The sequence below is a fragment of the Xanthomonas sp. NCPPB 3959 genome, assembly GCF_056675575.1.
Genome location: NZ_JBWWVR010000006.1, coordinates 223,832 through 243,936, shown reverse-complemented (window position 1 = coordinate 243,936; position 20,105 = coordinate 223,832). Strand labels below are relative to the sequence as shown.

Below are 20,105 nucleotides of genomic sequence, written 5' to 3'. Positions count from 1 at the left end.
ACGCCCCCGTCAGCGCACGCCGGTGTGGCCGAATCCACCCGCTCCCCGCGCGCTGTCGACGAAAGTATCCACCACTTGCAAGCCCACGCGCACGATCGGCAGGATCACCAGCTGTGCGATGCGGTCGCCCGGCTCGATGGTGAAGGCCGCACGGCCGCGATTCCAGGTGCTGATCAGCAGCGGCCCCTGGTAATCGGCATCGATCAGGCCGGTGCCGTTGCCGAGCACGATGCCGTGGCGATGGCCCAGGCCCGAGCGCGGCAGGATCACCGCGCACAGCTGCGGGTCGGCCAGATGAATCGCGATGCCGCTGGGAATCAGCGCCGCATCGCCCGGCTCCAGCGTCATCGGCGCTTCCAGCGCAGCGCGCAGGTCCATGCCTGCGCTGGCTTCGGTGGCATAGGCCGGCAACGGCCACAGGTCGCCGAAGCGCGGGTCGAGCAACTTCACTTGCAAGGACTGGGTTGGGTGGCTCATGCCTGCAATCTCTCCGCGATCAGGGCCAGCAGTTGCTCGGCCAATTCGGTTTTGCTGCTGCTGGGGAAGCCACGTTCGCCGCCCTGCCAATAGGCGATGGCAGCATTGTTGTCGCTTTCGAAGCCCCCCCCTTCGATCCCCACCTGATTGGCGATGATCAGGTCCAGCCGTTTGGCGGCGAGCTTGCCACGCGCATAGTGCTCCACATCGTGCGTTTCGGCGGCAAAACCGACCACCAGCTTCAGTGCGCCGGTTTGCGCGGCGACTTCGGCCAGGATGTCCGGGGTGCGCACCAGTTCCAGGGTCAGCGTTTCGCCGGTCTTCTTGATCTTCTGCGCGACCACCCGTTTGGGGGTGTAGTCGGCCACTGCGGCGGCACCGATGTAGATGTCGGCCGGAAACGCGCCCAGCACCGCATCGCGCATCTGCGCGGCCGAGCGCACGTCGATCCGTTGCACGCCGGCCGGAGTGGTCTGATGCACCGGGCCGCTGACCAGCACCACCTCGGCGCCCTGGTAGGCAGCCGCGGCGGCCAGGGCATAGCCCATCTTGCCGCTGCTGCGGTTGCCGACGTAGCGCACCGGGTCCAGGTCCTCGAAGGTGGGACCGGCACTGATCACGATGCGCAAGCCGTCCAGTTGCGCGCTGCCGGGCACGAAGGCCGGCGCAGCTGCGCTCCTGGAGGCGGCAGGCGCGGCGGTGCCAGACACTGCGGCAATGATCGCCGCCGGCTCGGCCAGCCGGCCGGGGCCGGATTCGCCTTCGGCCAACGGGCCGTCGTCCGGGCCGACCACGCTCACGCCACGCGTGCGCAGGGTCGCCACGTTGGCCTGGGTGGCCGGATGCAGCCACATGCGGTGGTTCATCGCCGGGGCCACGGTCAGCGGCGCGGTGGTGGCCAGGCACAGCGTGGTGACCAGGTCGTCGGCCAGGCCATGCGCCAGACGTGCCAGCAGGTCGGCAGTGGCCGGGGCGACGATCACCTGATCGGCCCAACGCGCCAGTTCGATATGCCCCATCGCCTGCTCGGCGGCGCTGTCCCACAAGGTGGTACGGGTGGGCAGCCCGGACAGCGCCTGGAAGCTGAGCGGGGTGACGAATTGTTGTGCGCCGCTGGTCATGGCGACCTGCACCTGCGCGCCGGCGTCGCGCAGGCGACGGACCAGTTCGAGCGATTTGTAAGCGGCAATGCCTCCGCCGACGCACAGCAGCAAGCGCTGTCCGTCCAGGGGGCGGGCCTGAGTGGAGCCGATCACGTCGGAGTCGTCCTACGGTTACAAGGACAACTAGATTAGCCGATGCCCCCGCCTGGCCTGATAGGCGTGAGCGATGAGCACCGGCAATCTCGCCATATGCACATTCACGACTGGCCCACCGACGAACGCCCGCGCGAGAAACTTCTGGCGCGCGGGGCGACTGCCTTATCCGATGCCGAGCTGCTGGCGATCTTTGTCGGCTCCGGTCTGCGCGGCCAGGACGCCGTGCGCACTGCGCGCGATCTGCTGCTTCGCCACGGCCCGCTGCGCGTGCTGCTGGATCGCCCGGCCCCGGCCCTGGCGCGCCTGCCCGGCCTTGGGCCCGCCTCGGCCTGCAAGCTCAACGCGGCACTGGAACTGGCACACCGTCACCTGATGAGCGAGCTGGAGCGCGGCGAAGCGCTCAGCGACCCACCCAGCGTCGGCCGCTATTTTTCGCAGCGACTACGTGCAAAGGCGTACGAGGTGTTCGCGGTGCTGTACCTGGATACCAAACATCACGCCATCGCCTTCGAGGAATTGTTCACCGGCACGCTGGATGGCGCCGACATCCATACGCGCGAAGTGGTGCGACGGGCGCTACTGCACAATGCAGCGGCCGTGATCGTCGGGCACAACCATCCGTCCGGCAACCCGGAGCCCTCCGAGGCCGACCGCGCGGTTACCAAACGTTTGCTGGAGGCACTGGATCTGGTGGAGATCCGCCTGCTCGACCACTTCGTGATCGGCGACGGCCGCCCGGTGTCGCTAGCCGAGCGCGGCTGGCTGGAATGACAACGCGGCGGTGACCTGAACCGTCTGCCGGACCCGGGGGCGCGCGGTCGGGTAAAATCGGTGGTTTCGTTCCAAGCAGATCCCACGTGAAAGCCCAACTCCGCGCACTGATCGGCCAAGGCATCGAAGCCTTGCGCGCCAACGGCACCCTGCCTGCCGACACCCTGCCGCCGGATTTTGTGGTCGAGCGGCCCAAGACGCGCGAACACGGCGACTTCGCCACCAATGCCGCGATGCTGCTGGCCAAGCCCGCGCGCAGCAATCCGCGCGCACTGGCCCAGGCACTGGTCGCCGCGCTGCCGGCCAGCGACGACGTGGCCAAGGTGGAGATCGCCGGCCCGGGCTTCATCAACTTCCATCTGACACCCTCCGCCTACCAGCGCGAAGTGGCGCATGTGATCAAGCAGGGCGCCGACTACGGCCGCGGGCTGGCCGGCAATGGCCGCTCGGTGGGCGTGGAGTACGTCTCGGCCAACCCGACCGGCCCGCTGCATGTCGGCCACGGCCGCGCGGCGGCGATCGGCGACAGCCTGGCGCGCGTGCTCGATGCCAACGGCTGGAACGTCAAGCGCGAGTTCTATTACAACGATGCCGGCGTGCAGATCGAGAACCTGGCGTTGTCGGTGCAAGCGCGCGCGCAAGGGCTCACCCCCGACAGCGACGGCTGGCCGGAGAACGGCTACCGCGGCGACTACATCGCCGATGTCGCCAACGCCTACCTGGCCGGCGACACCGTCGACCTGGAAGGCCATCTGGTCACCGGCGGCAAGGACCCTGCCGATTTCGACGCGATCCGCCGCTTCGCGGTGGCCTATCTGCGTAACGAGCAGAACCACGACCTGGCCGCATTCCGCGTCGATTTCGATATCTATTTCCTGGAGAGCTCGCTGTACAAGGACGGCAAGGTCGAAGAGGCCGTGCAGAAGCTGATCGCTTCCGGCCATACCTACGAGGAAGGCGGCGCGTTGTGGCTGAAGTCCACCGACTTCGGCGACGACAAGGACCGGGTGATGCGCAAGTCCGACGGCACCTACACCTACTTCGTGCCGGACGTGGCCTATCACCTGACCAAGTGGCAGCGCGGCTACGAGCGCGCGATCACCGAGCTCGGCGCTGACCACCACGGCTCGCTGACGCGCGTGCGCGCCGGCCTGCAGGCCTTGGAACTGGGCATCCCGCAGGGCTGGCCGGAATACGTGCTGCACCAGATGGTCACGGTGATGCGCGGCGGCGAAGAGGTGAAGCTGTCCAAGCGTGCCGGCAGCTACGTCACCCTGCGCGATCTGATCGAAGAAACCAGCGCCGATGCGGTGCGCTGGTTCCTGATCGCGCGCAAGCCCGATTCGCAGCTCACCTTCGACATCGACCTGGCCCGTCAGCAGAGCAACGACAACCCGGTGTTCTATGTGCAGTACGCGCATGCCCGCGTGTGCAGCGTGCTGCGTCAGGCGCTGGAAAAAGGCTACAAGTACGAGCAGGCGCATGGGTTGGCCGAGCTGGCGCGTCTGGATGACGAGCATTCGCTCAACGTCATGGTCGAGCTGTCGCGCTATGCGGAAGTGGTCGAAATCGCCGGCCAGACGCTGGAGCCGTATCAGATTGCGCAGTACCTGCGTGAATTGGCACACGCCTTCCACACGTGGTATCACAACACCAAACTGCTGGTGGACGATGCCGCAGAGCGCGACGCCAAACTCACCCTCGCCGTCGCCACGCAACAGGTGCTCGCCAACGGCCTGGAACTGCTCGGCGTCAGCGCCCCAGAAAAGATGTAAGTCGGGCCGCACGGCCCGCAACGACGTGATTCGGAGAAGTGGTAGATGGCAGCACGACGCGGTAAGAGTCAGGCGCGACGCAACACCAGCAATGGCACCCCCGGTTGGGTGTGGTTGGTGGCGGGCGCCGCGATTGCGGCAGTGATCTTTCTGGCAGCGCCCAACCTGTTCAAGAAGGACGGCGACGGCTTCCTGCGTGTGGGCCCGCGCGCCAATCCCGATGCGCAGCCCGAGCCGGTGGCAGATGCCGACGTGGATACGCCGGCCGACCTGCCCAAGCCCAGCGCACAACCGCCCAAGCCGCAAGCCAAACCCGGCGATGCGCAGACGCAGTACGACTTCTATACCTTGCTGCCCGGCAAGGAAGTACAGATGTCCGATGCCGAACTGGCGGCCAGTGCGCGCGCCGAAGAAGCCGCGCGTGCGCGTGCGGCGCTGGAAGGCAAGCCGGTTGCGCCCGCACCGGGTGCAGCAGCACGTGTTGCTGCAGCCACGCCGGCCGCCAGCGTGCCGGTACCGTTGAACGAAACCGCCGCCAGCGCGCCCAAGCCGTTGGCGGAAACTGCGCCTGCGCGTCCGGCGGCGACACCGGCGCCGGCCAGCACCGCAGCGCTCACCACGCCGGCTGCCGCCGCACCTGCAACTGCAGCGCCGAAACCGGCTGCGACGACCGCAGCGGCAACGACGGCGGCTGCACCTGCAGTGACAGACAACACCCGCTACATCCTGCAGGCCGGCTCGTTCGGCGCCTCCGGCGATGCCGAATCGACCAAGGCCAAGCTGGCGATGATGGGCCTGGCCGCACGCGTGGAATCGGCCGAAATCAGCGGCAAAACCGTCTACCGCGTGCGCATGGGGCCGTATGGCAGCGCCGGCGAACTGGCCGAAGCCAAGCAGAAACTGACCGGCAGCGGATTGCCTGCCATCGCCATCAAGGCGCAGTAGCAACAGTGTCGGATCGCGCTTGCCGCCTGTTGCTACGACGTCGTTGCGCGCAAGCCGCTCGGTGCGGCCGGGCTGCACGCACGCCGTGCAGCGGCACGCGCATCCGGCACGGTCGCCACACCTGATTGCTTCGCCTGATCCACCTTCGCAGGAGTTATCCCCATGTCCAAGACCGTTCTGATCACTGGTGCCACCTCCGGATTCGGCAGCGCCGCCGTGCGCCGTTTTGCTGCTGCCGGCTGGAAGATCATCGCCACCGGCCGGCGCGCCGAGCGCCTGGAGGCGCTGGCCGCCGAACTGCCCGCCGGCCAGGTGCACACCGCCGCGTTCGACATGCGCGATGCGCAGGCCTTGTCGGCAGCGATCGACGCATTGCCGGCTGACTTCGCCGACATCGATGTACTGGTCAACAATGCCGGCCTGGCGCTGGGTACCGCGCCTGCACAGCAGGCGGACCTGACGCAGTGGCAGCAGATGATCGACACCAACGTCACTGCCCTGGTCACCCTCACCCACCGCCTGTTGCCGGCGTTGATCGCACGCCGCGGCGCGATCATCAACATCGCCTCGGTGGCGGCGACCTACCCGTACACCGGCGGCAACGTGTACGGCGGCACCAAGGCGTTCGTGCAGCAGTTTTCGCTGGGTCTGCGCGCGGACCTGCACGGCACCGGCGTGCGCGTGACCTCGATCGAACCGGGCATGGCCGAAACCGAATTCACCCTGGTGCGCACCGGCGGCAACCAGGCCGCCTCCGACACGCTGTACCGCGGCGCCACGCCGATGACCGCCGAGGACATCGCCGAGCAGATCTTCTATGTCGCCAGCCTGCCGGCGCATCTGAATATCAATCGGCTGGAAATCATGCCGGTCACGCAGTCGTTCGCCGGTTTCCAGGTGGCACGCGACGCGCAGTAACGATGGCCTGCAACGCCAATGCCTCGGTCGCGCCGCGATCCGATGATGTGTTGATTGGCGCGTGCGCAGATCGCGCAGCATCCAAGCTCGGTGCGGCGCTGGAACTGGCGCACTGCCAGAGATGACGACAACGCCGCGCATTGCGCGGCGTTTTGCGATGCCCGGTCAGGCGCGATCAGCGGCAACCAACGGCCGCGCGCCTGGCCGCAGCATCTTGTCGCGCAGCTGCAGAAACGGGCGCTCCACCGCGTAGTGCAAGACCGCACCGCCCAGCACTGCCATCAGGCCATACACCGCAAATGCCAGCACGCCACGCCCCTCCAGCGCCGAGCCGAACCAGCCCTGGGTGAGATGGAACACGGCCTTGTGGGTCAGATACAGGCTGTAGGAAATGCCCGCCAGCCACGCCGCGCCCGGCACGCGCAGGCCGCCAAGCACGCCGCGGGTGGCGGTGCCGGCCAGCACCAGCAAGGCGAGCCCCAACGACAACACCGGCCAGCCCAACGCATTGCCGATCAGGCCGGTGCGCTCGCGAAACAGCCACAACGCCAGCGCCAGAATCGCAATGCCGGCACACAGCACCGCGTTGCCGCGCTGCTGCAGCCGTTGCCACAGCGTGGGGCGGAAGATCTTGAGCACCGCCAGGACGACACCGGCCAGCAGACCGTCCAGACGGTTCCAGGTCGGGTAATAGAGGTCTTCGACAAACCAGTTGCGCTGCAGGCCGGCACCGGCGCTGTCCAGGGCGGTGTTGTGCCACCAGATGCCGGCACGCAGCGCGATGCCTGCAACCACCACCAGCACGCAGAGCACGACAAAGCGCGCGGCCGAGGGCCGACGCATCAACAGCGTCGCCAGCAACGGAAACACCAGATAGAAATGTTCTTCCACGCACAGCGACCAGGCGTGCGAGAACGCGGCATCGCGGCCGTAATCGACGAACAGGTTCAGGGTGAAGCTGACGAACATCCACCACGGTGCCAACCCGGGCGACTCACGAAACTCCGGCCACGCCATGTAGATCGCCAGCACCACCAGAAACGCCGGCAGGATGCGGAACGCGCGGCGCAGATAGAACGCCTTGAAGTCCAGGCCTTGCCCGTGCGCCAGCGGCCGCAGCACCTGCGTGCCGATCAGAAAACCGCTCAACACGAAGAACAGGTCCACGCCCATCCAGCCGTAACGGGACAACCACGCCCAGTCCGGCCCCAGGCCGCCGACCACAAAGGAATGGAACAGCATCACCCAGACGATGGCGATGCCACGCAGCAGATCGAGGGCGGGATAGCGCATGCGGACGATGCAAGGCGAGGGAGCCCGATTGTGCCGCATCCCGCCGATGCAGCGATGCCGGCATCGACGTTGGCCGCAGCAACACGCCCGGCACCTCACCCGTGCCGCACTCAGAGACCTGCGGTAACGCCCAGCCGCATTGCCGCCGCCAATCCGCTATCGACGCTGTGGTTCCCCCACAGCGTCATCCATCACACGACGGCCTGTATCACGCGACGGCCTGCTGCTCGATGCGCGCCGCCTGCTCCAGCTTCACCGCCGGTTGCAGCAGTCCCCATGCTTCCAGCTGATCCACCGCCCGGCTGATCCCGTCCTCCTCACGGATGCGCTGACCCAGCACGCGTGCTGCTGCACGCATGCTCGGCGCGCTGGCCTGGCGGATGGCATCGGCCAAGGTTTCCGGCTGCAATCCGACGCGTGCAAGTGCCGGGGGCGCGACGCCGCGCTGGGCCAGGCAATGCGCCCAGAACGGTTGGTCGTAGCCGAACGGCAGGACCACCGACGGAATCCCCGCAGCCAGCGCCGCACCGGTCGTGCCGGCACCGCCGTGATGCACCGCGACCGACACCCGCGGGAACAGCCAATCGTGCGGTGCCTGTTCCAACTGGAAGAAGCGCTCCGCATCGTCGGACGCGTCTTCCCCGGCCGCCAGCCCGCCCCAGCCGCTGGCCAGCAACGCGCGTTGACCGGTCAGACGCACCGCCGCCTTGACGATGGCTGTGAGCTGCGCCGCATCGGTGCTGATCATGCTGCCGAAGCCGATATACAGCGGCGGCGGGCCGGCCTGCAGAAACGCTTCCAGCGCGGCCGGCGGCTGCCACTGCGGCTGCGGCAACTGCCAGAAACCGGCGACCTGGGCTCTGTCCGGCCAGTCCGGCGGACGTGGGCACAGATGCTCGCTATAGCCATAGACCACGCGCTGCGCGCTGCGGTCGGGACCACTCCACGGATACGCCGGCAGCCCCAATGCCGGGCGCACGATGCCGTTGAGCGCCGGGCGCATCAGCTGCCAGCCGGCAAAGCGCACCGCGTGATGCAGCGCCACACTCACCAGCCCGGGCAGACGCACGGTGGGCATCACCATCAACGGCACATGGCGCGAGGCGGTCAGCGGCTGCAATTGCGTGAATACCACCGGCAGGCCGTAGGCCTGGCCCAGGCTATGTGCCAGCAAGCTCGCGCTGCCGACGCCGAGAATCAAACCGGCATCGGCACAGGCAGCGCGGCCCTGCTCGGCCCAGTCGCGCGCCCAGTCCATCAATTGTGCGCGCAAGGTGCCCCAGATGCCGCGCCAGCCACCGCGCATCTCGGCGACATTCGGATGGCCCTGCAACAGCTTCTGGTGGTCGCCGCTGAGCGGAAAGAACTCCAGCCCATTGGCGCGGATCAGGGATTCGAAGTTGGCGCTGGTCAGCACCCGCACCGGATAACCGCGCTCCTGCAGGCCGCGGCCCAGCGCGATGATCGGGCGCACATCGCCATGCGTGCCCAGGGTGGCGATCAGTACCGGACGGTGACGTGCCGGCGTATGCAGTGACTCAGGCATATTCGGCCACCCCGTCGCTGGCGGTGGCGATGCTGCCATCGCGTTGTGTGGCTTTCGCAGTGGCCGCGTGCAGCAACGCGCTGAGCGTGGCCGAATGCGTGGACGACAGCATCGAATGATGGTCGCTGTCCAAGGTATGCAGATGCAGATTGCGCACGTACGGGCGCCAGGCCTGCGGCCGGTAATCCACCCACACTGCATCGTCGCCGCCGGAGGTCATGCGCACGCTTGCTTCGACGAACAGCACATCCTGGTCCAGCGGCTTGGGCCGATGACGCCGCGCCAGCTGCAGGTGGTGCTGGGTCATGCCGCCCATGTCGTCCAGCAGCGTGGGGCGTTGTTCGAGCAGTTGGCGCACCGCAGGCAAATCGTTCAACCCGTAGTGATCGCATAGCAGGCTGGCCAGTTCGGCCACCGTGGTCGGCATCGGCTGGCCGTGTGCCAGCGTCAGGCCCAGCGCATGCACCGATGCACGTACGTTTTCCGATTCCGGCAGCGATGCGGCCTGCTCCAGATGCGGGTAGCTGTCGAGCATTGCCAGCAACTCGACTTCTTCGCCAAGCGCATGCAACTCGGCAGTGATGGCATGGGCGATCAAGCCGCCCATCGACCAGCCGATCAGCCGGTACGGCCCGTGCGGCTGCACGCTGCGCAGACGGGCCAGGTAGTCGCGCGCGATCGCCTCGATGCTTTCCGGGCGATGCTGCGGGTCGCTCAATGCCGGCGACTGCAATGCATACACCGGCCACTGCGGATCGAGCTGGCCGAGCAGGGTGAGATACGACCAGCCCAGACCGACCACCGGATGGATGCAGAACAGCGGCGTGGTGCCCGGCGTACCCGCACGCAACGGCAACAGCACGCCGAGCGGATCGTTCGGGGTCTGCGCGCTGCGTTTGATCACCTCGGCCAGGCCGGCAATCGTCGGCGCATGGAACAGCGTGCCCAGTGGCAGTTCGACGCCGAACATCTGCGGGAAACGCGCGGCCATTTCTGCCGCGCGCAGCGAGTCGCCGCCGAGTTCGAAGAAGTTGTCTTCCACACCGACCACTTCAATGCCCAGCACGTCCTGCAACATCGCTGCCAGTTGGTGTTCGAGCGCATCGCGTGGCGCTACATGCGCACGCTGCGGCAATGCGCCCGGTGACGGCAATGCGCGGCGATCCAGCTTGCCGTTGGGTGTCAGCGGCAGTGCCTCCAGCGGCATCCACAGCGTGGGAATCATCGACGCAGGCAGGCGTTGCTGCAGATGCGCGCGCAGCAGCTCGGTCGCCGGCATGGTGCCGTGCTTGCCCACCACATAGGCCAGCAACTGCAACGCGTTGTTGTCGCCATCGCTATGGCCGACCACCACCGCCTGGGCCACCTGCGAATGCAGCAGCAAGGCGTTTTCGATTTCGGCCGGCTCCACGCGATGGCCGCGGATCTTCAATTGCGCGTCCGCACGGCCGATGAACTCCAGCATGCCGTCGCGGCGCTGACGCACGCGGTCGCCGGTGCGGTACATGCTGCTGCCGTCGTCGGCAAACGGGTCGCGCACGAAGCGCTCGCTGGTCAGCTGGCGCTTGCCGCGATAGCCCTTGGCCACACCTGCGCCGCCGATATACAGCTCGCCGATCGCGCCGGTGGGCAGCGGCTGCCGCTGCGCATCCAGCACGTAGACGCGCGTATTGAGCAGCGGCCTGCCGATGGGTGGGGCTGCGGCGTCGGTCAGCTGCAACGGCATGATGGTCGACCAGATGGTGGTTTCGGTTGGCCCGTACAACTGGGTCAGACGCCCCACCCGGCTCAGCAACTGCGTCGCCAACTCCGGCACCAGGGCCTCACCACCGACCAGCGCGTGGATACGGTCCAGTGCCAGATCCTCATTGGCCAACAGGATGCGCCACAACGACGGAGTGGCCTGCACCACGCTGATCTGCTCGTGTGCGATCAGGCGCGACAGGCTGCGTGGATCGTGGGTGATGCCGGCCGGTGCGATGACCACGCGGGCGCCCACCAGCAGCGGCAGGTACAACTCCAGCCCGGCGATATCGAAGGTGATGGTGGTGACTGCCAGCACACGGTCGCGCGGGCGCAATGCCAGTTCGTGCTCCATCGCATGCAGGAAATTGAACAGATTGCGATGGCTGATTTCCACGCCCTTGGGCGCGCCGGTCGAGCCGGAGGTGTACAGCACGTAGGCGGTGCCATCCGGCGTGGCGAGCGGTGCGATCGCCGCCGGCAACACCGCCGGGCGTGGATCCAGCCACACCATGCCACCGAGCAGATAGCGCTCGCACAACGCGGGCTCGCAGACCAGCGCGATGGCGCCGGAATCGTTGAGCATCTGCCGATTGCGCGCGGCCGGGCTTTCCGGGTCCAGCGGCAGATACGCCGCCCCGCTCCACATCACCGCCAGCAAGGCCACCAGCAATTGCTCGCTGCGCGGCAAGGCGATGGCGACCACATCGCCCGGGCCCACGCCGTCGGCCACCCACTGCGCGGCAACGCGCGAGGCAAGCTCGCAGAGCGTGGCGTAATCCAGCGTGCGGTTGTCGTATTGCACCACCACCGCCGCCGGCATCAGCTCGGCACGCTGCAGCATGCCGTGCAACAGCGTGCTCGGCTCCGGCAGCGGCGCAGCGGTGTCGTTCCAGGTGTGCAGCAGCCGCTGGCGCTCGTCGTGACCCAGCACATCGATCAGGCCGAGTGCGCACTCCGGATCTGCCAGGACCGCATCGGCCAGGTGGGTCAGGCGGCGGCAATGTTCTGCCAGCTCGTCGCTGTCGTACAACGCCGGGTTGGCATCCAGATCGAAGCGCAACGCGGCGCCATCGCCGCGCTCGTAGCAGAAGATGGTCAGATCGTCGGCCGGACCGTTGCAGAGGTTGTGCGGCACTGCATACGCCTCGCCGAAGCGCAGCGCGTAATCGAAGGCCTCGATATTCACCGCCAGCCGCGCGAACTTCTGTTCGATGCCGAACACGCCCAGATCGCGACGCACATCCTCGAAGCGGTATTGCTGGTGCCGCAAGGCATGCTTGACCACCGAGGACACCTGCGCGAACAAGTGATGGATCGGCTGCTGCGGATCCATCTTCAAACGCAGCGAAATCACGTTGGCCACCAGCCCGGCGGTTTGCCGGTAACGCGCATTGATGCGGCCGGTCACCGGCATTGCGATCACCAGATCCTCGGCACCGGTGCAGCGGTAGTAATACGCGGCAATCAGCGAGATCAGCATCTGCGGCAGGCTGGCGCCATAGTCCTTGCCCAGCGCACGCAAACGCACCACCTGCTGCGGCGAAAACTGCCCGGTGCCACGCAACAACCCAGTGGACAGCTGATTGCCCGGCCGCGCCAAGGTGGCCGGCGGCGGCAGATCGGCCAGCTGTTGCATCCAGTAGCTGCGATCGCGCTGAAAGCGATCGGACTCGCGATAGTGCTGCTCCAGTTCGTTCAACGACAGCGCACTGCCGTACTGCGCAGGTTCCGGCTCACTATCGGTAGCGTAGGCGTTATAGAGCACCGCCATGCGTTGCATCATGATCGATGCGCAATAGCCATCCATCACCAGATGGCTCACGCACTGCACCCACATATGGTGATCTTCGCCAAGACGGAAGACCGCGCAATGCCACAACGGCCCGTCCTGCAGGTTTTCCGGCTTGCGGATTTGTTCGTCCACCCAATGCTCGGCCGCATTGCGTGGCGAGGGATCTTCGCTGAGATTGAAGTACGGAATGGCGGCCGTGTACTCGGGACGGATGACCTGGCCGGGCACGCCATCGTGTTCGACGATGCACAGCCGCAGCGTGTCGAACTCGCGCGTCAGCTGCATGCTGGCGCGTAGCAATAGCTGCGGATCGAGTGGGCCGAACATCTCCAACGCTTCGGACAACATCAAGGTGTTGTCGGTGTGCAACTTGCTGGCGACCCACAGGCCGCGTTGCGCTTTGGTCAGGGGAATCACGGGAGAGGCGTCAGCGTGCATTGCGTGCATCCTTCTTGTGTGGCGCGCAGTCGCCCAACGGGTCTTGCCCGCAATGCGGTCAACGAGACGCCGGATCAGCACTTGGCCTAAAAAACGTTTAGGTAGAAAACACCATCGACCACCGGCAGAGGCCGGCGATACGCAGTTGGAACACTCGATAAAGACGCACAATGGAGACGTACAACGCAGTGGCACGCAGGTGACACCAAGACGTGCAACTGCGTTTTTCTTGAAGCACTTGCTTCCCGGCAAGTTAATAAACACTAACAATCGGGCAACACAATGAACCGTGCAAAAATCACGAATTGCGCGTTTCCTGCAAATATTTTTTAATGAAGTGTGATTGCAGTTAGTGTTCTGGATACATACGTCTGTTTGGGGGTTCGGCGCTGCATGCAGCGCCACACACAAAACGCGACGCATGTCGCGTCGATGCGGCAGGTGCGCGATTGCAGGCGAAATTGCAGGCGGATTTGCGTTCTCCGCATTGCATAAAAGACCGCAATGCATAAGACCACTGCGCGTGGCAGCGTTGATATACCTGCGCTACCAGACAAATCACTGCACGACATGCGGCATCGCTTGCGACACCTAGCGCGTGCATTCGTTCGATCATGCGTCGGTCGTTTGGATGTCATACGACTGCGGCACTCTGTAGATCAACGGCGCGGGGTCGCGCGGGTCACAGTGCGCTGTTTTATGTGGACTGCGCCGGTGCGCGTCTGCGCGGAGTCATGCGTGCGTGACTGAGCGGTGGCAAGCGGCCCTCAAGGCGCGCTGGCAGGGCGGTGCCCAACAGATTCATGCCAAGGCCGATCACCGGCCGCGCCCGCTTTACGACTGCTCACTCGTTCTATGCAGCTCTTCTACGCAGCTCTGGCGGCGCGCAGGCAGTGCTGATCTTGCATCGGCACTGCCTGCGCGCCACGGCGTCGGCCGCAGCGCGCGTACTGCTTCAGCCCAACGGTTCGTCGGACAGATAGGTGTAACCGGTCAGCCCGGCTTCCAAGGCATCGTGCAATTCCTGCGCACGCTCCGGCGACAGCTGCGCGGCGGCGATGCGCTCGGCATAGGTCGCGCGCAGCGTGTCCAGCTGATAGCCCACATAGTCCAGCATCACATCGGTGGTATCGCCACGGCGCTGCTGCGCAATGCGATAGCCATCGCCGTCCACGGCCACTTCCACCGCATCGGTATCGCCGAACAGGTTATGGATATCGCCCAGGATTTCCTGGTAGGCACCGACCAGGAAGAAGCCGATGCGATAACTCTCGCCCGGATTCAACGTGTGCAGCGGCATCGAGCTGTCCAGGCTTTCGTTCTCGACGTAGGTCTTGACCATGCCGTCGGAATCGCAGGTCATGTCGGCGATGATGCCGCGCCGCTGCGGCGCTTCGTTCAAGCGCTCGATCGGCACGATCGGGAACACTTGATCGATCGCCCACACATCCGGGATCGATTCGAACACGCTGAAGTTGACGAAGTACTTGTCCACCAGCCGCTCGTTGAGCTCGTCCAGCACCGGGCGGTGGCTCTTTTCGTCGAAGCTCAGGCGTGCACGCACGCCATGGGCGATCGCGTAAAACAGATCGTCGATACGCGCGCGATGGGTGAGGTCGATCTGGCCCAATGCATACGCACTCAGGCCTTCGGCATGGAAGTGCTGCGCCTCCTGGAACAGTTCCACCGCCGGGCGCACGTCGAGTTCGTCGTGGATCTCGCGCAGGTGGCGGATCGCCGCCGGTTCGTCGTCGTGCGCGTCGGGCACGCGACCTTCCGGCGCCTGCTCCACTTCGGACACATTGGCGATCAGCACGGCGTGGTGCGCGGTCATCGCGCGGCCGCATTCGGTGACGATGCGCGGCGGGGTCAGGCCATGCTCTTCGCAGGCATTGGCCAGCGGCTGCACGATATTGCTGGCATAGGAATGCAGGCCGTAGTTGATCGAGCAATAGCTGCGCGAACGGGTGCCTTCGTAATCGATACCCAGGCCGCCGCCGACATCCACATGGCTGATCTTGGCGCCCAGGCGCGAGAGCTCCACGAAATAGCGCGTGGCCTCGCGCATGCCGTTGGCGATGTCGCGCACGTTGGAAATCTGCGAGCCCATATGGAAATGCAGCAACTGCAGGCAGTCGGCGTATTCGGTGTCGCGCAGCGTCTTCCACAAGTCCAGCACCTGGCGCGGCGACAGCCCGAACTTGGCCTTGTCGCCGCCGCTGTTCTGCCATTTGCCCGCGCCCAGCGAGGCCAGCCGCATGCGCACGCCCAGGCCTGGCTTGACCTCCAGCGCGCGCGCTTCTTCCAGCACCAGCTTCAGCTCGGAGGGCTTTTCGATGACGATGAAGGTCTGCAGGCCGAGCTTGCGCCCGATCAGTGCCAGGCGGATGTATTCGCGGTCCTTGTAGCCGTTGCAGACGATCAGCCCGCCCGGGCGCGACAGGGCCAGCACCGCCATCAGCTCCGGCTTGCTGCCCGCTTCCAGGCCAAAGCCCTCGCCATGGTGGCTGGCCAGCGTGCCGGCCACGCCGCGATGCTGGTTGACCTTGATCGGATACACGGCCGTGTAGCCGCCGGCGTAGTCCCACTCGGACTGCGCCTGCGCGAACGCCGCCTGCAGCTTGCCCAGGCGCTGGCCCAGGATGTCCGGGAAGCGCACCAGCAGCGGCAGCTTGGCGCCGGCTGCGCGCGCGGCATCCACCACCTCGGGCAGCGACACCGACGGGCCATCGGTAGTCGGGGTGACCACGATGTGTCCGGCAGCGTTCACATCGAAATACCCGTCGGCCCAATGCGGGATCGAATAGGTCTTGCGGGCTTGGTCGAGGGACCAATCGCTCATTTCGCTGACTCGGCTGGGGCAAAAAGGGCGTGAAGTGTAACGCCTGGCACGCGCAGGGTCCGTTACAATCCGCGCCGACTTGATGCCCCGCTCCTGGTTGGAGTGGGGTTGGTGAGGGTTCGGTAGTGCCGTCAGCAGCTTGGTGCATGAGGCTGCGCCCGACCCTCATCCGGCGCTTTGCGCCACCTTCTCCCGGTGGGAGAAGGAATAGCCCCCCTTCCTTTTAGGATTTTGCATGAGCGCCAACGACAACTGGTACATCGAACACTTCCAGCCGACCGGCTCGGCGATCGGCTTTCGCGTCAGCGGCAAGCTGGACGAGGTGCAGTCCCCGTTCCAGAAGATCGAGATCTACCAGACCACCGACTGGGGCAAGCTGATGCTCATCGATGGCGCGGTGATGCTGACCAGCCGCGACAATTTCTTCTATCACGAGATGATCAGCCACCCGGCGCTATTCACCCACCCCGCACCCAAGCGCGTGGTGATCATCGGCGGCGGCGACTGCGGCACGCTGCGCGAGGTGCTCAAGCACCCGGGCGTGGAAAGTGCCACCCAGTGCGATATCGACGAGCAGGTCACGCGCATGTCGGAGAAGTATTTCCCCGAGCTGTGCGATTCCAACCACGATAAGCGTGCCGAGCTGCTGTTCGACGACGGCGTGGCCTACATGGCCAACTGCTCGGCCGGCAGCGTGGACATCGTGATCGTCGATTCCACCGACCCGGTCGGCCCGGCCGAAGGCCTGTTCAACAAGGCGTTCTACGACAGCTGCTTCAAGGCGCTGAAGGACGACGGCATCCTGGTGCAGCAGTCCGAATCGCCGCTGGCGCTGCTGGAGCTAATCAAGGAAATGCGCACCGAAATGGGCAAGGCCGGCTTCCAGTCGTTCAAGACCCTGCCGTTCCCGCAGCCGTGCTACCCCACCGGCTGGTGGAGCGTGACCATGGCCAGCAAGCAGGCCAACGCCGATTTCGCGTTCCGCCAAAACGATGCGCAGGCCAAGGGTTTCGAGACGCTGTACTACACCGCGCACCTGCATACCGGCGTGCTGGTTGCACCGCCGTTCGTGGCCAAGGCGCTGGGCGAGTAAGCATGTCATCGGGCCGGCGCCGCTTGCTGCGCGCCGGCCCGATTGAAAAGAACCGGCGCATCGTTCGCGTGCGCTGGTCCTGCAGATTGGGGGCGAAGACAGCACCGCTTACAGGCGTGCTGGCGATGCTCGCAGTGTCGCGTAGCATCGGCAGGGCCATGTGTGCACTACGACTCCGCTGCGCGGTACGCATCTACCTGAGGCTTGTGCGCGTAGTGCCGCCAGCCCCGTTCTTCGTTTGCCAGCCCTAGAGCCGTGCCAGCACTTCAGCCTTCTTGGCGTCGAATTCTTCCTGGGTCACCAACCCGGCATCCAGCAACTGCTTGAGCTTGCTCAGCACCTGCATCGGATCATCCGCGCCGGCCACCGTAGTCGCTGGCACTGAAGGCGCCACGCCCTGCGCTGCAGGCGCATGCACCACCACACCGCCGGCCGACGCACGCAACTTGTCGAACTCCAGCTGCTGACGTTTTTCGTGGGCCGATTCTTCCACCTGCTGGGCATAGGCGTAGACCCGCCGTGCCTGTTTCTTGGGCAGGCTGTCGATGGACAGGTAGCCGCCCTGCGTGGTGCGGCACATGATCGTCGCTCCCAGCATCTGCTCGCTCATATGCACGTCGAGCACCTCGCGCCAGGGCACATCGCGAAACGTCATCCCGAACAGCGTGGGGTGTACAACGATGAATCTGCGATTGGTCAGCACCACCGCGGCCGGCGACAAGTTCATCACCATTTTCTTCTGCACCGCGATGTACTCGACCTGCTCGTCGCGGGTCAGCAACTCGTTCACCTTGGGCAGGATCTTGCCCACGGCCACCGGGTCCTGCTCGTCGGTCAGGAATTGCGTAAAGACCTCCATACCTTCCTCGTCGTGATTGCTTGCGCCGCAGCGTTGTCTTGTATGACACCACATCCGTGCCTTCGTGGTGCCGATCAGAGCTCCGACGAAGCGTGCGCAGTACCGGATCACCGAGCGCTTCATACAGCCCAACGGCAACAAGGCGGATGTCTCCATCCGCCTTGCTGTGTGCACAACGCTGTTTTTCTATCGCCGGCTCAAAAGCGGACTTCGGCGCCGAAGCTCAGCACTTCGGCACGATTGATGGTGATGTCTTCGTAGTCGTCGTAGTACTCGTCGGCGTACAGGTAGTTCGTGTAGAGCGCGCTCAGACTGAAATGCTTGCCGATATCCACACCGAGGCCCGCACCCAGATATGCGCCGTAGACACGCTCGGTGTAGTCCTCGCCTTTTGCCTCGCCTCCCCAATAGCCCATGCGTACCAGAGCGAACACTGGGGTGTCGCCGAAGTTGAAGCGCGCCGTTCCACCGATGCTGCCGAAGTCCACTGTCGGAATGACGACAAAGCCATCCGCATCCTTCGAACCGTCGACCTTTCCGGTGGCCACTTCAATGCCGACCAGCGTAACCGGACCAGCACGCCAGCGGTAACCGACGTTGAAGCCCGCCATGTCCTGCTTGTTGCCCTCGAACACCTTGGCTTCGCCGCCCTGCGCGCCCAAGAACATGCCGCTCTTGAGGCGCTGTTCTTGTTCGCGCGGCGCAGGCGCAACGTAGGCAGGCACCGGTGCGGGCGGTGCCGCCGCTGCGGGCGTCTGCGCCGTCACCGTGGTGAAGCCGCCGGTCTCGCCGGCTGCGCTGTCTTGCACTGCCGTCTGTCCTGCGGCGGTACCGTCTTGCGACGGGCCGGACGGTGGCGCCGGTGCGGTGGCCCCCTGGGTGCCAGTCTGCTGTTTTTGCTGTTGCCGATAATTGTCCCAGCCACGCGACAACGACTGCGCGGCCGCGTCGGAAACGCAGCCCAGCGCCGTGCAGGCCAACAGCCATGTTGCGGTCCTTTTCATCGCATTCCCCAATGAGTCGTACTCCATCGTCCCCGCATCCATGCGCACGCAGGCATGACCTGGCGGCGTCCGGAAGTGGCGCAGTTGCTGTCCAATTCGGGGGCTTCCCCAGCATCACAGAATCGTGCGCGTACTCGGCTTTAGGCATCGTCTGTGTGGACGTGCCGGTACTGACGCGTGATGCAGCCCCCTGACCGCAGCCGGCACAGTGAATCGAGTCTCAGCAGCTGTCAAGAAGGGCTGTGATCGCTGCCTGTCGGCGTATACAGCGGCCGACAGCGTTCTGGTGAGCGCTTGTGCCGACGAGCGCGGCACGCGATGCGCTAATGCACGCCCGCTGCAAGCAGCGCGTCGCACACAGATACAGATAACATTGATCGCAGCTGACTCTGCAAGCTGTTGATTCTTCCAGCCGTTCCACTCCCGGAACATTTCATTTTTTTAACAAAAGTAATTTCAATACTCGCAAGTTCTAAAATTCACCGGACCGATCCCCCGCGATCATCGTAAACCTGCCAGACGCGTGAGTCCTCCGCGCCGCCAAGGTCCGGAGACTTGCCATGCACTACCAGCCGCTGGACACCTCCAGCCTGCAAATCGTCACGCCCGTGCTGCTCAAGCAGGGCACCCGGCTGCTCGAGCCCAACGTCTATCGCACGCATCTGGATGGGCAACTGGCGGTGGTCAAGGACTACAGCCGCTACCGCCGTACGCTGCTGGCGCCGATCGCGCGGCTGATGGTGCGGCACGAGTCCAAGATGCTGGCCCGCCTGCACGGCTGGCGGCATGCGCCGGCCCTGCTCGGCACGCTGGGCGGGCTGGCACTGGGCATGGAGTTCATTCCGGGCGACACCCTCAGCGCCAGCGCGGTGGTCGGCCAGGAGGTGTTCCAGCAGCTGCAGCAGGCGCTGCGCCGCCTGCACGCCGTCGGCATCACCCACAACGATCTGCACGGCACCAATGTGGTGATCAGTGCCGGCGTGCCGGTGCTGATCGATTTCACCTCGGCCTGGCGCTTCCCGCGCTGGTTGCGACGCGGCACGCTGGCGCGTCAACTGCAGCGCAGTGACTTGGCCAATTTCCAGAAGATGCGCCAGCGCCTGGCCGGTATCGCGCCGACCGCCGACGAGGCCGCACGCAGCGCCGAGCCGCGCTGGGTACGCACCATCCGCGGCAGCTGGAAGCGGCTGTATCGGCACCTGAAGCGCGATGCGCAGCCGGTAGCGCCGAACGAAACACGCTGACCGGCAAGTTGCCGTCACCCACCGCCCAGGCGGCGCACGGGGGCGCGGCACGCGGGCGGTGACGCGCAATCGCGCCATGCATCCAGCACCAGCTCGGGGGAAC

At 65.6% G+C, this 20,105-nt stretch carries 14 protein-coding genes; 6 read left to right on the top strand and 8 right to left on the bottom strand.

Going from position 1 to position 20,105, the window contains the following annotated elements; genetic code table 11:
- Positions 1 to 9: 9 nt before the first annotated feature.
- Both dut and coaBC read right to left on the bottom strand, forming a co-directional pair.
- Positions 10 to 477 (bottom strand): dUTP diphosphatase, encoded by a 468-nt coding sequence (dut, locus tag AC1KVG_RS09600; protein ID WP_006448981.1) that lies wholly within the window; start codon positions 475 to 477, stop codon positions 10 to 12.
- On the bottom strand, positions 474 to 1,733 hold the full coding sequence (gene coaBC / locus AC1KVG_RS09595) for a bifunctional phosphopantothenoylcysteine decarboxylase/phosphopantothenate--cysteine ligase CoaBC (protein ID WP_481094246.1): 1,260 nt from the start codon (positions 1,731 to 1,733) through the stop codon (positions 474 to 476). The genes dut and coaBC overlap by 4 nt, the downstream gene beginning before the upstream one ends.
- A gap of 96 nt (positions 1,734 to 1,829) precedes the next feature.
- On the opposite strand from coaBC, the gene radC reads away from it, so the two are divergent.
- The 4 genes from radC (at position 1,830) to AC1KVG_RS09575 (ending at position 6,145) form a co-directional block, all read left to right on the top strand.
- Positions 1,830 to 2,507, top strand: a complete 678-nt coding sequence (radC, locus tag AC1KVG_RS09590; RefSeq protein ID WP_006448983.1) for a RadC family protein — start codon at positions 1,830 to 1,832, stop codon at positions 2,505 to 2,507.
- An 86-nt stretch (positions 2,508 to 2,593) separates the two neighbouring features.
- Positions 2,594 to 4,282, top strand: a complete 1,689-nt coding sequence (argS, locus tag AC1KVG_RS09585; protein WP_268213020.1) for an arginine--tRNA ligase — start codon at positions 2,594 to 2,596, stop codon at positions 4,280 to 4,282.
- A 45-nt stretch (positions 4,283 to 4,327) separates the two neighbouring features.
- On the top strand, positions 4,328 to 5,227 hold the full coding sequence (locus tag AC1KVG_RS09580) for an SPOR domain-containing protein (protein ID WP_023905472.1): 900 nt from the start codon (positions 4,328 to 4,330) through the stop codon (positions 5,225 to 5,227).
- Positions 5,228 to 5,389: 162 nt separating this feature from the next.
- On the top strand, positions 5,390 to 6,145 hold the full coding sequence (locus AC1KVG_RS09575; RefSeq protein ID WP_104550220.1) for an SDR family NAD(P)-dependent oxidoreductase: 756 nt from the start codon (positions 5,390 to 5,392) through the stop codon (positions 6,143 to 6,145).
- A 165-nt stretch (positions 6,146 to 6,310) separates the two neighbouring features.
- On the opposite strand, the gene AC1KVG_RS09570 is transcribed toward AC1KVG_RS09575, so the two are convergent.
- The 4 genes from AC1KVG_RS09570 to speA all read right to left on the bottom strand — a co-directional run bounded on the left by AC1KVG_RS09570 (position 6,311) and on the right by speA (position 15,802).
- Entirely contained in the window at positions 6,311 to 7,438 is a 1,128-nt protein-coding gene (locus tag AC1KVG_RS09570) for an acyltransferase family protein (protein ID WP_481094245.1), read from the bottom strand.
- Between the two features lie 208 nt (positions 7,439 to 7,646).
- Positions 7,647 to 8,984 carry a glycosyltransferase gene (locus tag AC1KVG_RS09565; RefSeq protein WP_481094244.1) on the bottom strand — a complete coding sequence of 446 codons (1,338 nt, stop codon included), beginning with the start codon at positions 8,982 to 8,984 and terminating at the stop codon, positions 7,647 to 7,649.
- Positions 8,977 to 12,960 carry an amino acid adenylation domain-containing protein gene (locus AC1KVG_RS09560; protein WP_481094243.1) on the bottom strand — a complete coding sequence of 1,328 codons (3,984 nt, stop codon included), beginning with the start codon at positions 12,958 to 12,960 and terminating at the stop codon, positions 8,977 to 8,979. Before AC1KVG_RS09560 ends, AC1KVG_RS09565 begins: the two co-directional genes overlap by 8 nt.
- A gap of 955 nt (positions 12,961 to 13,915) precedes the next feature.
- Positions 13,916 to 15,802, bottom strand: a complete 1,887-nt coding sequence (gene speA, locus AC1KVG_RS09555; protein WP_023905478.1) for an arginine decarboxylase — start codon at positions 15,800 to 15,802, stop codon at positions 13,916 to 13,918.
- A gap of 235 nt (positions 15,803 to 16,037) precedes the next feature.
- On the opposite strand from speA, the gene speE reads away from it, so the two are divergent.
- A complete protein-coding gene (gene speE / locus AC1KVG_RS09550) occupies positions 16,038 to 16,895 on the top strand; it encodes a polyamine aminopropyltransferase (RefSeq protein WP_481094242.1) in 858 nt (285 codons plus the stop codon).
- Positions 16,896 to 17,142: 247 nt separating this feature from the next.
- Here speE and AC1KVG_RS09545 read toward each other — a convergent pair whose 3' ends face one another.
- Together AC1KVG_RS09545 and AC1KVG_RS09540 are read right to left on the bottom strand one after the other, a co-directional pair.
- A complete protein-coding gene (locus AC1KVG_RS09545; protein ID WP_481094241.1) occupies positions 17,143 to 17,754 on the bottom strand; it encodes a PH domain-containing protein in 612 nt (203 codons plus the stop codon).
- Between the two features lie 197 nt (positions 17,755 to 17,951).
- Positions 17,952 to 18,758, bottom strand: a complete 807-nt coding sequence (locus tag AC1KVG_RS09540; RefSeq protein ID WP_481094240.1) for a hypothetical protein — start codon at positions 18,756 to 18,758, stop codon at positions 17,952 to 17,954.
- 560 nt (positions 18,759 to 19,318) lie between these two features.
- Between AC1KVG_RS09540 and AC1KVG_RS09535 the strand changes: the two genes are divergently transcribed.
- On the top strand, positions 19,319 to 20,002 hold the full coding sequence (locus AC1KVG_RS09535; protein WP_170118442.1) for an RIO1 family regulatory kinase/ATPase domain-containing protein: 684 nt from the start codon (positions 19,319 to 19,321) through the stop codon (positions 20,000 to 20,002).
- Positions 20,003 to 20,105 lie beyond the last annotated feature (103 nt).